Annotated in this window: 13 protein-coding genes; 5 read left to right on the top strand and 8 right to left on the bottom strand. The window is 63.1% G+C overall.

Translation table 11 applies throughout. From position 1 onward, the window contains the following. Positions 1–101: 101 nt before the first annotated feature. Positions 102–803: an FkbM family methyltransferase gene (locus GGR00_RS13335; RefSeq protein WP_055970342.1), complete on the bottom strand. Its 702-nt coding sequence runs from the start codon at positions 801–803 to the stop codon at positions 102–104. 16 nt (positions 804–819) lie between these two features. Continuing rightward, complete coding sequence (locus GGR00_RS13330) at positions 820–1,527, bottom strand: methyltransferase domain-containing protein (RefSeq protein WP_162244885.1); 708 nt, start codon at positions 1,525–1,527, stop codon at positions 820–822. A 279-nt stretch (positions 1,528–1,806) separates the two neighbouring features. Here GGR00_RS13330 and GGR00_RS13325 point away from each other — a divergent pair, with 279 nt between their 5' ends. Then, complete coding sequence (locus GGR00_RS13325; RefSeq protein WP_343065548.1) at positions 1,807–2,649, top strand: glycosyltransferase family 2 protein; 843 nt, start codon at positions 1,807–1,809, stop codon at positions 2,647–2,649. Further along, positions 2,646–3,668 (top strand): glycosyltransferase, encoded by a 1,023-nt coding sequence (locus GGR00_RS13320; RefSeq protein ID WP_184699670.1) that lies wholly within the window; start codon positions 2,646–2,648, stop codon positions 3,666–3,668. The genes GGR00_RS13325 and GGR00_RS13320 overlap by 4 nt, the downstream gene beginning before the upstream one ends. Here GGR00_RS13320 and GGR00_RS13315 read toward each other — a convergent pair. After that, entirely contained in the window at positions 3,665–4,135 is a 471-nt protein-coding gene (locus GGR00_RS13315; RefSeq protein WP_055970335.1) for an Lrp/AsnC family transcriptional regulator, read from the bottom strand. The two genes, GGR00_RS13320 and GGR00_RS13315, sit on opposite strands and share 4 nt — an antisense overlap. 243 nt (positions 4,136–4,378) lie before the next feature. On the opposite strand from GGR00_RS13315, the gene trxB reads away from it, so the two are divergent. Together trxB and GGR00_RS13305 are read left to right on the top strand one after the other, a co-directional pair. Beyond that, positions 4,379–5,353: a thioredoxin-disulfide reductase gene (gene trxB / locus GGR00_RS13310; RefSeq protein WP_184699669.1), complete on the top strand. Its 975-nt coding sequence runs from the start codon at positions 4,379–4,381 to the stop codon at positions 5,351–5,353. A 32-nt stretch (positions 5,354–5,385) separates the two neighbouring features. Beyond that, positions 5,386–6,282 (top strand): LysR family transcriptional regulator, encoded by an 897-nt coding sequence (locus GGR00_RS13305; protein ID WP_184699668.1) that lies wholly within the window; start codon positions 5,386–5,388, stop codon positions 6,280–6,282. Between the two features lie 21 nt (positions 6,283–6,303). Here GGR00_RS13305 and GGR00_RS13300 read toward each other — a convergent pair whose 3' ends face one another. Next, entirely contained in the window at positions 6,304–6,804 is a 501-nt protein-coding gene (locus tag GGR00_RS13300) for a methyltransferase family protein (protein WP_184699667.1), read from the bottom strand. A 775-nt stretch (positions 6,805–7,579) separates the two neighbouring features. On the opposite strand from GGR00_RS13300, the gene GGR00_RS13295 reads away from it, so the two are divergent. Beyond that, complete coding sequence (locus GGR00_RS13295) at positions 7,580–7,987, top strand: GFA family protein (RefSeq protein ID WP_055970332.1); 408 nt, start codon at positions 7,580–7,582, stop codon at positions 7,985–7,987. Positions 7,988–7,990: 3 nt separating this feature from the next. On the opposite strand, the gene msrP is transcribed toward GGR00_RS13295, so the two are convergent. From msrP to GGR00_RS13275, 4 genes are all read right to left on the bottom strand, one after another. Beyond that, complete coding sequence (msrP, locus tag GGR00_RS13290) at positions 7,991–8,950, bottom strand: protein-methionine-sulfoxide reductase catalytic subunit MsrP (protein WP_184699666.1); 960 nt, start codon at positions 8,948–8,950, stop codon at positions 7,991–7,993. Positions 8,951–9,129: 179 nt separating this feature from the next. Then, complete coding sequence (locus tag GGR00_RS13285; protein WP_184699665.1) at positions 9,130–11,181, bottom strand: elongation factor G; 2,052 nt, start codon at positions 11,179–11,181, stop codon at positions 9,130–9,132. Positions 11,182–11,451: 270 nt separating this feature from the next. After that, a complete protein-coding gene (locus tag GGR00_RS13280; protein WP_055970328.1) occupies positions 11,452–12,366 on the bottom strand; it encodes a pyridoxal-phosphate dependent enzyme in 915 nt (304 codons plus the stop codon). Between the two features lie 212 nt (positions 12,367–12,578). Then, entirely contained in the window at positions 12,579–14,465 is a 1,887-nt protein-coding gene (locus GGR00_RS13275) for an MFS transporter (protein ID WP_055970327.1), read from the bottom strand. Between the last annotated feature and the right edge of the window lie 218 nt (positions 14,466–14,683).

Below are 14,683 nucleotides of genomic sequence, written 5' to 3'. Positions count from 1 at the left end.
AGCCAGCAACTCGCGATCTTAGCAACACCTTGCAGGTATGACAGCCGGCTCACAACGCTGTCGGCATCAATGCCGTTGGCCAGGCAGTTCCGTCGCGCGTCCTATCCGGCGCTGAGCAAGATCGTCTTGTGCGCTTCGACCTTAAGCGTGAAGCCCTTGTTCCGAAGCGCCTGAAGCATGGCGGTGACCTTATCCTCACCGGTGATGTGGGGGTGGATCTCGACCACGATATGCTTGACGCCCGACAGTGTGGAATTCGACAACAATTCGATTTCCGCCCCCTCGACGTCCATGATGACGATATCTGGTCGATGCTCGGCCAGAACGTCATCGAGGCGATCACTTTGCACTGACATTTTCTCGGCGTGGCCACCCCGTTCCTTGGTGGACGATGAGACGATGTTGTCGCTCCTGAAGAAGGCGATTGGTTCGCCGTCGGTGGTGATGGCTCGCATGCGCAGGTTGGGTGTCAGGCCGTTCAGAGCATAGTTGTTACGGATTATTTGCTCCAACAACGGGTTGGCCTCATACGACACGACGTTCTGAGCGCCACATAAGCGCGCGCACAGAAGTGAGACGAAACCGATCCCGGTGCCAATCTCCAGGACTCGATCATTTGGCGCGAGCAATCCGCGGACCAATTGGCGTTCGTGGCTTTCGTATGTTTCCTTGAAGAGAGCCGAACGGATGAAGCGAGGCAACGCTTCCGGAGAGGTCGAGATCCTTACACCGTCGAGTGTGATCTCCTGCACGTTGAGCAGGCGACGCCAATGAAGCTTCAAGCTGCGAAAATAGTTGGGCATATCAGTGATCCGTAGGCTATTTTTGGGCGCTTATGAAATAGCCGAGGGCCACGCTACAAATACGTTCACCCCGACGTCCCGAATAGCGCCCGTCGCCCCTGGCGAAGGTGATTTTCGAGTAAAGCAGATCGAAGAAGTGTGAAAGATGGAAACGGCCACGCTTGAAAAGGCCTCTGTAACCGCTGATGCTGCCGGCGCTGGTGTAGCGCCCCCAAACCAGAGGCTGCAGCTCGATCTTGGAAAAGCCAGCGCGGGTCAGGGTCTCCCGCCACCAACTGGGCGTTCCCCTGAAGTAGTCATCGGGATGTCCATGGATACGGAAGATGAATGGCACTGTAATGTGAACAGTTCCGCTGGGCGCAAGCACACGGTAGATTTCGTCGACGACGAAACGGGCGTCGTAAATGTGTTCGAGCGTGTTGAGACAGAGGCAAGTTGCGTAGCTGTTGTCGTCGATCGGAAAAACGCCGTTTGGGCCGACCAGGTAAGTCGGGTCGATTTTCGGATCGATGTTGAGTGAGTCATATTTCACGGACTGCGGAAGTATGTCGCGATAGAGCGAGTTTCCTCCGCCCCCAACGTCAAGCAATGAACCTTCAAGTCTCAATTGGACAAGCTTTTCGTATTCGAGTGCGCGTAGGCAACTTAAGCCCTTCTTTCGGCTATAGATCTTTTGCCAGCGCGCTAGGCTGGGAAGCAGCGGTGGGACATATGTGTAGGTCAAGCGACTCTTCTTCGCAGGTAGCTGGATATGCGGGCAGGTATCTCATGTACTGCCGCGAGGCGTGGCGCAAGACTCTATGAGGGTTACTCAGCCGATCGCGTGCGCAAAGTGTGGTTCAACTCGTTTGACAGGCGTGCTAGGCCACGCCAAATGATGTGGATCGTTCCCTGGATAAGGGGGAATGCTCGGTGCAGGTCTGGTCCGCCCGTTGCCTTTCAGTCAACCTCCATTTAATGCAAATATTGCAATGCACGGCCCATGCCTAGTAAAAGGAAAATCGTGGAAAGCACTCTTCCCCTTTCTGCGTTCATCATCTGCCTGAACGAAGAAGATTATCTCGGAAACTGCATCGATAGTCTGCGCGGTTGCCGCGACATCGTGATTGTGGATTCCGGATCCACCGACGGAACGTTGGCATTGATCCAATCCTACATCGATCGGGGCTGGCCGATTAGGCTTTTCTCGGAAAAGTGGCGCGGCTATGCCGGGCAAAAGCAGTTCGCGCTCGATTTGTGCCGAGAGGATTGGTGTTTCAACATCGATGCGGACGAGCGATTTGACGATGCGCTTCGGGCCGCGCTGCCTGCGCTCTTGGCGGCCGACGACTCGGTTGTTGGATGGCGCATCGCTCGGCGCCCCTACCTGATCGGATATGGTTACACGCCGGCACATGTTCACGAACGGCGCAATCTCAGGCTCATTCGTCGTGGGCGCGGCCGTTACGACCTGTCCCAGCGAGTCCATGAGGGCATCCGACCTGATGGCCACGTCAAGGCTGCACCTTCCGGCAGTCTGCTTCACTTCCGCCCAATCATCATGGACCAGCAAATTCTCAAGGAAAACAACTACTCCACGCTCAAGGCCGATCAGTTGGTCGCGGCCGGGCAGGGTCCACGTCGCTTCAGGCTCATTTTCAATCCGCCGATGTTTTTCCTGCGCCTCTACCTGCGCAATGGCCTTTGGCGATGCGGCTTCACCGGGTTCATCGAGGCAATGACGGGCGCAGTCTATTCCTTCCTGACGGAAGCAAAAATCTATCAGCGCAACGCACTTCGGACCAGGCCATCTGTCGATGACGTCGACCGTGGCGCGAAGTCAGGCCGTGCCGAGCAGCAGCCATGAAGGTAATGCATTTCCATTTCGGCAAGGATGGCGGAGCCGAACGTTTCTTTGTCCATCTGCTCAACGGACTTGCTGAGCATGGTGTGCAACAGAAAATCGTGATCCGCCCTGATCGCGCCTGGAAGAACAACATTCACAGTTCGGTGGAGGTGATCGAGAGCCATTTCCGGACCGCATCGTTGGATCGCTTCTTGCTGCCCTTGCGTGTCAATGCGCTCATCAGACATTGGAAACCGAACAGTGTCCTTGGATGGATGCCCAAGGGAGCCAAACTCGTGCCCGGAAACCCTAAGCCGCATCGACTGGTACGTCTCGGCGACTATCCGACCACATTGAAGAAGTTCCGCAATATCGACACCGTAGTCTGCAATACGCCGGGAATTGCCAGCCATGTCAGGGCCATGGGCTGGATGCGCGGTGTCGAAGTGATCTCCAATTTCACTGACATGGAGCGAGTGGCGCCCTTCAGCCGCAGTGCCATGAATACGCCGGAAGACGCGTTCGTCATTTCCTCCATGGGACGTTTCGTGCCGCGCAAAGGCTTCGATGTCCTCATACAAGCGCTCGCCGAACGGCCGAAGGCTTATCTGTGGCTGATCGGGAATGGCGAACAGGAAGGCAATCTGCGTGCACTGGCCGAACAACTCGGCGTCGATGACCGTGTTCGGTTTGCCGGCTGGCAGAAAGATCCAAGGCCTTTCATCGCGGCCAGTGATTGCTTCGCGATGGCGTCCAGCCACGAGCCCCTGGGCAATGTGGTCCTCGAAGCTTGGGCGCAGCATGTTCCGGTCGTCTCAACCCGGTCGGAAGGTCCGACCTGGTTCATGCGCGACGGCGACAACGGACTGATGGTCGACATCGGCGATCACCAGGCGTTTGCCAGGGAAATCGGCCGCGTCCAGGATGATGTTGAAATGTCGAGAAAGCTGGTCGCGTCAGGGCTTCGCACACTTGAGCAGCAATTTTCAGCTGATGCGGTCGTGCGTGCCTACATGGCACTTTTCGCGGCCCACCCCTAGATCCCCACCAGTCCCTCATCCTTCACCTGCCGGATCGTCAGCGCCGTGCGCACGGTGTCGACATTGGGCGAGGATGTCAGTTCCTCGATGACGAAGGTCTGGAAGGTGCCGAGGTCGGGCGCGAGGCAGTGCAGCATGAAGTCGGATTCGCCCGAGACCATCCAGGCGCTGCGCACGATCGGCCAGTTGCGGGTGCGGTCGGCGAAGGCCTTGAGGTCGACCTCGGACTGGCGGTTGAGGCCGACGAGGCAGAAGGCGACGACGTCCATGCCAAGTGCCGGGGCGTTGAGCAGGGCGCGGTAGCGCTGGATGATGCCTTCGTCCTCCAGCCGCTTGACCCGGCGCAGGCAGGGCGGCGCCGAGATGCCAACGCGACGCGACAGTTCGACATTGGTCATGCGGCCGTCGTCCTGCAGTTCGCGCAGGATCTTCCAGTCGATGGCGTCGAGATCGGCCTTGATCGGCATGTTCGCTCCAGCTCTCGCGCAAGAATCTTGCGCGTCCTTGTCATTAAACCACTCGCAGCCATTGGGAAGCCCAAGCTGAGGAAATCGACGCCGGGCATGGGCGCGTTCCCCCGAAGATCAAGCTTTCGGGGGAGTAACATCTTGTCGCCTTGCGCGGGGCAGGGGTGAACACCTAGATTAGAGGCGATCTGCGCCCCGTTTTGCGGGGGGCTGCTTTTTCCATTGACCACGAAGGCCCTTACGATGACCGCCAAACATGCGCCAGTTCTTATCATCGGTTCGGGTCCTGCCGGATACACGGCAGCGATCTATGCGGCGCGCGCCATGCTCAAGCCGATGCTCGTCGCCGGCATGCAGCAGGGCGGCCAGCTGATGATCACCACCGAGGTAGAGAACTATCCCGGCTTCGCCGAGCCTATCCAGGGGCCCTGGCTGATGGACCAGATGCGGGCGCAGGCCGAGCATGTCGGCACCGAGATGGTCCACGACATCATCACCGAGGTCGACCTCGACGTCCGGCCGTTCCGCGCCAAGGGCGATTCCGGCACCGTCTACACAGCCGACGCGTTGATCATCGCCACCGGCGCCCAGGCCAAATGGCTTGGCCTGCCCTCCGAGCAGGTGTTCCAGGGTTTTGGCGTTTCGGCATGCGCCACCTGCGACGGCTTCTTCTACCGCGGCAAGAACGTGGTGGTGGTCGGCGGCGGCAATTCGGCCGTCGAGGAATCGCTCTACCTCTCCAACCTCGCCAAGACGGTGACGGTGGTGCACCGGCGCGACCATTTCCGCGCCGAGCGTATCCTGCAGGAGCGGCTGTTTGCCAAGGACAACATCAAGGTGATCTGGGATTCGGCGGTCGAGGAGATCGTCGGTGCTGCGGCGCAGAAGCCGCTGCCGCCGTCGGTCAACGGCGTCAGGCTCAAGAACGTGCACACCGGCGCGATCACCGAAATGGCGACCGACGGCGTGTTCGTGGCGATCGGCCATGCGCCGGCGGTCGAACTGTTCGTCGGCAAGCTGAAGCAGAAGCCGAACGGTTATCTCTGGACCGAGGCGAACTCGACGCGCACCAACGTGCCCGGCGTGTTTGCCGCGGGCGACGTCACCGACGACATCTATCGCCAGGCGGTGACGGCGGCCGGCCTCGGTTGCATGGCAGCGCTTGAGGCCGAAAAGTACCTGGCGGGAATTGAAGTACATCGCGAAGCGGCCGAATAGGCCGATCAGACGCCTGGCATAAGAGGGGAAAAATGGCGTTGGATTGGGATAAGTTGCGCGTGTTCCACGCTGCGGCGGAGGCTGGTTCTTTCACGCATGCGGCGGAGACGCTGCGGCTGTCGCAGTCGGCCATTTCACGCCAGGTGAGCGCGCTTGAGCACGACATCGGCGTGCCGCTGTTCCACCGCCACGCGCGCGGCCTGGTGCTGACCGAGCAGGGCGACATGCTGTTTCGCACTGCCCACGACGTGCTGATGAAGCTCGAGACGATCAAGACCAGGCTGACCGAGACCAAGGACAGGCCGTCGGGCGTGCTGCGCGTGACGACGACCGTCGGCCTCGGCGCCGGCTGGCTGACCGAGCGCGTCCAGGAGTTCCTCGAACTCTATCCCGACATCCAGCTGCAGCTGATCCTCGCCAACGAGGAACTCGACCTGACGATGCGCCAGGCCGACTGCGCCATCCGCCTGCGCCAGCCGCAGCAGCCCGACCTGATCCAGCGCCGGCTGTTCACCGTGCATTTCCACCTCTATGCCTCGCCAGCCTACGTCAACAAATACGGCAAGCCGGCGTCGATCGCCGAACTCAAGAGCCACCGCATCGTCACCTTCGGCGTGCCGGTGCCGACGCATCTGAGCGAGCTCAACTGGCTCGAGACGGTGGGCGATTTCGAGGGCGGCCAGCGCGTGCCGACGCTGCAGATCAACGACATCCTGTCGATCAAGCGGGCAGTGCAGACCGGTGCCGGCATCGCCATGCTGCCCGACTATGTCGTGGGCAAGGATGACGGGCTGGTGCAGCTCCTGCCCGAAACCGAGGTGCCGTCCTTCGACACCTATTTCGCCTATCCGGACACGATGAAGGAACAGGCTAAGCTGCATGTGTTCCGCGACTTCGTCATCTCCAAGGCGCGCAGCTGGGCCTTCTGAGGCCGGGCGTCAGGCACCGCCTCAGCCGTCGCCGCGCCAGGGCGTGAGACGCGGCAGCCAGCCGGGAACGTTGCTGCGGTAGGCCTCGTATCGGCCGCCATAGCGGTGGGCCAGGACCGGTTCTTCATAGAAACGCACGAAGGCGGCCATGGCGGCGCCGATGACGGCCGCATAGGCGACGAGCGGCCCGTGCGCGAAGATCAGTGCCTGTCCGAGGATGATCGCCAGCATGGCCACATACATCGGGTTGCGGACGTGGCGATAGGCGCCGCCGATGACCAGCCGCTCGGTCGGCGCGATCGGGGCAGGGGTGCCCGAACCCTCCATGGCGAAGCGGGCGAAGGCATGCAGTAGCACGCCCAGCCCGGCCGCGACGAGCATCACACCCAGGACCACCAAAGCCGCATTGGCCACGGCAAGGCCGTAGCCGGCGGTGAGCATCCACGGCACCAGCCCGGCGACGATTCCGGGCGCGGCGAGGAAGAAGACGGCACTGCCGAGCACTGCGGACGGTTTGCGCAAGGCCTGCACTCCCATTGGTCGGGTTGCTTGGAGAGTGCGCATGATGCCGGTTCTGCCGCAACAATGATCGTCCGCTGCCCGAACCGGCGGCATTGCACTGCAGCACGGAATTCGGCGGCCTTTTTGCCGTCAGCGCGTCTTGTGATGTGCATTGCAGCATCGATATCTGCCGGTTTTCGGCGGTAATTCTGGTCCTATCGGGCCTCTAACATTGTTGGACCACAGCTCGCGCCTTTTTGCATGCGTGCGTTGCAAAATAGATGCTTGTTTGTTGGGCATGGAGAGCACATATATTGACCATCTCCAGGGCGCGTTCCTCCTCCCATTAGCGCCCTCGAGTGTTCCCCTCTGGAGGTTAGCCTTAATCGGCACTTCCAAACAAACTCAGCCGGATCTTCTTGGATCCGGCTTTTTTGTTGCCCGGATTCAGGCGCTCCAGCCCACGTAACAGTGACATGTAACCCCGGGTAACGTTCCCCGTTCCCCGCGACGCGCCTAGCTTTTGGATGGACGCGGTGATGGCGCGCCGGGAGATGGGGGCATCACCCGAGCGGGCCAAGGGCTCAGGCAAAGCGCCGCGTCCAGCAGTTTGCCAACGACCCAAGACGTTGGCCACGTAGCGGCGGACCTGCCGTCCCGCCTCCCGCGGAACGGTCCGCAAAAAGCGGTGCCCGAGATTGCCTCGGGCGCCGCTTTTGATTCTGGCGGGCCGTCTCCATATCGGCCCTGTGGTTCCATTTTCCCGATCACTGGCAGAAGGCATCGTGGGGGCAGCATGAGCAAGACACCGGCAGCGAGGCCGAAGATCCATGGCGGAGGGTGCCTTTGCGGTGCCATCCGGTTCCAGGCGCTTGGCCCGGCCGGCAAGCCGCATACCTGCTCGTGCCGCATCTGCCAGCGTCACACCGGCGCCCTGACCGCCGCCTGGGTGGAGTTCGCCAGCGACAAGGTGAGTTGGACCGGGCCGGGCGGCGCGCCGTCGGTCTATCGCTCGTCGGATTATTCCAGCCGCGCTTTCTGTGCCTCCTGCGGTAGTTCGCTCGGCGCCATCGACGACGCGCCGGTCGTGGCGCTTTTGGTAGGGGCGTTCGACAAGCCCGGCTCGCTCGAATTCAAGCCGACGGCCCACTCGTTCCGCGGCGGGCGGCCGAAGTGGTGGCATGTCGACATCAAGGCTGGGTAAGGCTCACATGTAGAGCTTGGCCGGGTCCTTGCCGGCATAGAGCTGGCCGACATCTGCTGCGTAGCCGTTGAACAGCTGCGTCGGCACCAGTTCGCCGGTATGCAGCACACGTTCCCTGGCCTGGCTCCAGCGCGGGTGCGGCACGTCGGGGTTCACGTTCGCCCAGAAGCCGTATTCGCTCGGCTGGATCGCTTCCCACAGGCCGACGGGCTGCTCGGCGACGAAGTCGATCTTGCGGATCGACTTGATCGACTTGAAGCCATATTTCCACGGCAGCGCGAGACGCAGCGGAGCGCCGAACTGCTTGCCCAGCGGCTTGTCATAGGCGCCGGTAACGAGGAAGGGCAGGTCGAGTGCTGCCTCCTCGATGGTGACGCCTTCAACATAGGGCCAGGGATAGACGAAGTCGTTCTGTCCCGGCGCCATCTCCGGATCGAGGAAGGTCTCGAAGCGGATGAACTTCGCGTCCGCCTTGGGGCTGGTCATCGCCACCAGCGCCTTCAGCGGAAAGCCGCTCCACGGGATGGTCATCGACCAGGCCTCGACGCAGCGGTGGCGGTAGAGCCGCGTTTCCAGCGGGAACTTCCTGATCAGGTCGTCGATGGCGAGCGTCATCGGCTTGTCGACGAGACCGCCGATTTGCACCTCCCACGGCCGTGTCTTGAGCTGCTGGGCGTTGGCGGCGATTTCCTTATAGGTGCCGTATTCGTAGAAGTTGTTGTAGTTGGCGTTGATCTCTTCGGGCGTCAGCGAGCGGTCGAGCTTGTAGGCCGTGTTCGGCTTGGCCGGATAGAGGTCGGCCGTCGGGTCCTTTTCCTCGGCGCGAGCCGGCCGCGGCAGCGCGGCGGCGGCAAGGCCGAGCCCCATGCCGGCGAGGATCGAGCGGCGGTTGAGGAAGATCTCCTCGGGCGTGGCCAAGTCTTCTGAGATCGCCCAGTTCGGGCGGCGGTGTACGAATGCCATGCTTGGTTCTCCAAAGGGACCGTCCGCAAGGTCGCCCCGGCGGACAGCGAAATCAACGCGGTCACGTTCACATACGTGTGCGAACGCTGCCGTGTTTCGTTCGCTTGCCGCATTGAAGATCAACAGAGCGTGAGGAGGAAGGTCCGGACGGCCGATGGGGCCGCCCGGTCCATCCCGTGTCACGCGGCCTTGCCGGCCGACTGCATCGCCTCGTCGGCGAGGCGGCCGGTGAGTTCGGCCATGTGGTCGAACTCGGCGCGGTAGGTGGCGGCACCCGCGGTCGCCGAGCGCAGCTCGATGATCAGGTCGCCGATCTCGGATTGCGGCATCGTCGCCTCGACCACGTCCCAGCCTTGCCAGTCGGCGCGCGCGTCGTAGCCGAGGATCTGGCCGCGTCGTTGCGGCACCAGCGCGATGATGCGGGCGGTGGCGTCGGAGGGGGTGAAGATCTCGACCTTCATGACGGGTTCGAGCAGGACCGGCGAACAGCCGGGCATGCCTTCCTTCATCGCGATCTTGGCCGCCATCTGGAACGCCATGTCGGAGGAATCGACGCTGTGGTAGGAGCCGTCCGACAGGTTGACCGCGATGTCCACGACGGGAAAGCCGAGCGGGCCGACCTTGAGGAAATCGCGCGCACCGGCCTCGACCGACTGGATGTACTGCTTGGGCACGACGCCGCCGGTGATCGTGTCGGTGAACTCGAAACCCGAGCCGCGCGGCAGCGGCTTGATCTCGATGACGACATCGCCGAACTGGCCGTGGCCGCCAGACTGCTTCTTGTGGCGGCCGCGCTGCTGGACGGCCTTGCGGATCGTCTCGCGATAAGGCACCGCCGGCGCATAGCCTTCGACGGCGATCTGGTTGCGGCCTTCGAGACGCTCGCGCACCACCCTCAGATGCATCTCGCCATGGCCCGACAGCACGGTTTCGGCCGAGTCCTGGTTGTGGTGCAGGGTCAGCGAGGGGTCTTCCTCGGCCAGGCGCTGGATGGCGGCCGACATCTTGACCTCGTCCTTGCGCTCCTTGGGACGCAGCGCGAAGGCGTAGACGGGTTTTGGCGGCTCGAGGCTGACGAGCGGCTTCATGCCGCCCTTGGCCGAGGTCAGCGTCTGGCCTGTGGCGACGTTGTCGAGCTTGCCGAGCGCCACGGTCTCGCCGGCACCGGCGCTGGCGAGCTTGGACTGGTCCTTGCCGAGCATGCGGTAGATGCCCGAAACCTTCGCTGTGTCGGTGGCATTGAGCCACAGCTCGGCGCCGTCGCCGACCTGGCCGGACAGGATGCGCGACACCGACAGCTTGCCGGCATGCGAGGTGTGGATGGTCTTCATCACCTGGACGATGGCCGCACTGCCGTCGGTGACGCCGAGCCGCTTGCGGGTCGCCTCGACATCGGGGGCGTCGTGGCGGATGGCCTTCAGCAGCCTGAGCGCGCCATTGCCCTTTTCGGCCGAGCCGATCAGCACGGGGGTGACAGCGCCATCGCGCAGATCGGCGGCGAGGTCGTCGAAAACCTCGTCCTTCGGCGGTTCGATCTCCTCGAGCAGCTGCTCCATCAGCTGGTCGTCGTGGTCGGCGAGGGTTTCGAGCATGGCGAAGCGGGCTTCGAGCTCGCGCGCCTTCTCGTCGCCGGGAATCTCGGCGATCTCGCTCTCGGCATACTCGCGGTAGACATAGGCGCGTTCCAGCGCCAGGTCGATCGAGCCGACGACGACGCCATCCTTGCGCAGCGGGATCTGGCGCAGCAGCAGGGGCGTGCGGCTGACCGGCTGCAACAGCTTGAGCGTGTCGCGCACGCCGGCCGTCGCCTTGTCGATCTTGTTGAGGAACAGGATGCGGGGCACGCCGAGCTCGTCGAGCTTGCGCATGATCAGCTGCAAGGCGGGGATCTTCTTCTCGTCGGGTTCGGCGACCACGACCGCCAGGTCGCAGGCAGCAAGGATGGGGTCGGCCTCGAAGGCAAACTCGACCGAGCCGGGGCAGTCGACGAAGGTGATGCTCTCGCCCATGAACTGGGTGGTGGCAAAGACCGCCTCGACGCTCATCGCGTGGGCGCGGGCCTCGGCCGAATGATCGGACACCGTGTTGCCGGTCGACACCGGCTGTTGCTTGGAAATGGCGCCCGTGCGGGCGAGAAGGGCTTCAAGAAGAGTGGTTTTACCGCTGGCAAAGGGACCGACGATGGCGATGCATTTCGGTCCCGTGCGTCTTCCTCCGGCGCGACTACCCATGAGAGCTGACCTCCACTCAGGCATTTTTCCCTGAATGCGGCGGCCGGCCTGTTCGGCCGTCGCGGGCAATGACGTTTTTGGTGTTCCTCCCGGTCGTACCCATCGTCACACGGCTTTGCCGGGAGGGCAAGGGGATGAGGCGCCCGCCCGGTTCGGAGGCGAGCCATCCGTCGCGGCCGAACCTCCTGCTCAGGTCCAGCGCCAGGCCGGAGCCAATGAAGGGAGGGCCGGGAAGCTTGAAACCACCGGCCTCAATCTCGCCAGAGCCGGTCAGGCGGCTTGCCAGGACTGCAACTGGGCAAGGGTCGCCGTCGCTCCGCCGCAGACGACCATCAGCACGCGTTCGAAGCGCGCCAGTGAAGCTGGATGCGTATAGGCGAGGGCGAGCGTCGCGCCACAAGCCGGCTCGACCAGCACGCGATGGTCGTCGACGAAGCGCAGGCAGGCCTCGACGGCGGCGCGGTCTTGCACGATGACGCTCTCGACTGCTCGGCTCTGTGCCAGCTCGAAGGCGCGCTCGCTGACGACGCGGGCACCGAGCGAGGTGGCGATGCTGGTGATGGCGGGCAGTTGCACCCGCCAACCGGCCGTCATCGCGGCAGCCAGCGACGCCGCTCCGTCGGTCTCGACAGCTATGATCGGGACATGTGCCAGGTCGTTGCGCGCCAGGCCCTGGGCAACGCCGGCCATGAGACCGCCACCACCGACAGACAGAGCGACAGCATCGAAAGACAGCCCGCTGGCGACGACTTCGTCGATCATCGTCGCATGTCCGGCCCAGAGCAGCGGATCGTCAAAGGGGTGAATGAACGCCGTTTCCGCGTCGAGCGCCGACAGGGCGCGTTCGTTGGCCTCCTGCCACGAGGCACCGTGGACGATGACCTCGGCGCCCTCCTGGCGGATCAGCGCCTTGGCCCTGTCCGTCGTCGTCTCGGGAACGAAGACCGACACGGGAATCGACAGACGCCGGCCGGCATAGGCAACGGCGATGCCGGCGTTGCCGCCTGAGGATGAGATGAAGCGGCGCTTGCCGCTGCTGGCATGGTGTTCGCAGGCGGCGCCGATGCCGCGGATCTTGAATGAGCCGGGTGGCTGCAGGGCGTCCATCTTCAGCCAGACCGACCGCCCCGCTGCCAGGCTGAGGGGCCGCGATTCGAGCAGAGGCGTGTTGAGATGCAGGGTCATGGGTTTCGACCTTGGGGGAGACGTTTGGTGCTTATGCGGTAATTCTCGAACCGGCGCCAGCAGGCAGGAGGCCCTGACGAGCGCTCATGCGCCCTCAGGCCACCGGCCGACCAGCCAGGACTATCGATGCCGGCCGTTTTCGGCATGTCTGTGAAATGAAAAAGCCCGGCAGGTTCGCACCTGCCGGGCTTTTCAGCGTTGGTGGCCGAGGATCAGTCCTTGGCGTTGAGGTCGGTGCCGAGCGTGTCCTTGACGAACAGCGTGCCGATAATGAGCGTCATCGCCGCGATCGCGATCGGGTACCACAGGCCGTAGTAGATGTCGCCGGCCGCAGCACTCATGGCGAAGGCGGTTGCCGGCAGCAGGCCGCCGAACCAGCCGTTGCCGATGTGATAGGGCAGCGACATGCCGGTGTAGCGGATGCGGGTCGGGAACATCTCGACCAGGATCGCCGCGATCGGGCCATAGACCATGGTCACGTAGATGACCAGGACGGTGAGGATGGCGATGATCATCGGCCAGCTGACGGCTGCCGGGTCGGCGACCATGGCGAAGCTGCCGCCGGCCGGGATGTTGAAGAACCCGACCTCCGGAGCTCCGGCTGCCTCTTCGGCGGTGACCAGCTTGTCCTTGATCGCCTGTTCGGTCGGAACGGTGGTCTTTTCGCCGGCGCGGACCGCGGCGGCGTCGAGCTTCAGTTCCGGATTGGCGGCGATGAAGGCGTCGAGCTTCTGGTCGGCAACCTTGGCCGTACCACGGACCAGCGGATAGCCGGCGTCGTGGAGGGCGATGTTGACCGATTTGACGAAGGCAGCGTCGCTCGCCTTGGCGGCATCGCCGGCGGCGATGGCGTCATAGGAGGTGACGGTTTCCTCGCCGATCTTGACGGTTGCCGGGGTGCCCGGAGCAGCCGTCGCGACGACGTCATAGGGAACCGAGTTCTTGGTCAGGAACGACGTGGCGATATCGCAGGAGGTGGTGAACTTCGCGGTGCCAACCGGGTTGAACTGGAACTTGCAGTCGCCGGGAGCGGCAGTGACGGTGGCGCGAACGTTCTGCTGGGCGGTGGCGAGTGCCGGGTTTGCGGCCCAGGTCAGCGCCTTGAACAGCGGGAAGTAGGTGACGATGGCGAGCGCAAGGCCGGCCATGATGATCGGCTTGCGGCCGATCTTGTCGGACAGCCAGCCGAACAGCACGAAGAAGCCGGTGCCGAGCAGAAGCGAGATCGCGATCATGATGTTGACCGCCTGGGCGTCGACCTTGAGCACGTTCTGCAGGAAGAACAGTGCGTAGAACTGGCCCGAGTACCACACCACGGCCTGGCCGGCGGTGAGGCCGAACAGCGCGAGCAGGGCGATCTTGGCGTTCTTCCACTGGCCGAAGGCTTCCGACAGCGGCGCCTTGGAGCCCTTGCCCTCTTCCTTCATGCGCTGGAAGGTCGGCGATTCCGACAGCGATAGACGGATCCACACCGAGATGCCGAGCAGGATGAAGGAAAGCAGGAACGGAACGCGCCAGCCCCAGGCGGCGAAGGCCTCCTTGCCGAGCCAGCTCTGCACCACCAGGATGACGACCAGCGACAGGAACAGGCCGAGCGTCGCCGTGGTCTGGATCCACGAGGTGTAGTAGCCGCGGCGGTCGTCGGGGGCGTGTTCGGCGACATAGGTCGCAGCGCCGCCATATTCACCGCCGAGCGCCAGGCCCTGCAGCATGCGCAGCACGATCAGGATGATCGGGGCGGCGATGCCGATGGTGGCCGAGCCGGGCAGCAGGCCGACGAAGAACGTCGACAGGCCCATGATCAGGATGGTGACGAGGAAGGTGTATTTGCGGCCGACGAGATCGCCGATGCGGCCGAAGACCAGCGCGCCGAAGGGGCGCACCAGGAAGCCGGCGGCGAAGGCGAGCAGCGCGAAGATGTTGCGCGTCGCCTCGGGATACGAGGCGAAGAAGGTCGCGCCGATGAAGGCGGCGAGTGAACCGTAAAGGTAGAAATCGTACCATTCGAAGACGGTGCCGAGCGAGGAAGCGAAGATGACCTTCTTCTCTTCTCGCGACATGCCGCGACGGGTAGCGCCGGCGGTTGCCGAAATTGCCATAATTGTCTCCTCCCAGAGTGCCGGCGGTAAAGGGCCTGGAGAGCAATCTCCGCGCGAATCCGCCGAACCTAACGACGGTCGAAGTGATAACGCCGGGAGGCGGGCGTTATCCATCGCTGCTTTGGGATTATGACTTTGGTCGTAGAAGCAGCCGCGAAGTGTTCGAAGCTATTGATGCTGCATCGCAAAAGACGATGTGAGGCCAGCGCCAGAAGAGC

Origin of the sequence: Aminobacter aganoensis (assembly GCF_014206975.1) — a bacterium.
GTDB lineage: Bacteria > Pseudomonadota > Alphaproteobacteria > Rhizobiales > Rhizobiaceae > Aminobacter > Aminobacter aganoensis.
The sequence above is the reverse complement of the archived record's forward strand: the minus strand, read 5'-3'. Positions and strand labels throughout refer to the sequence as shown.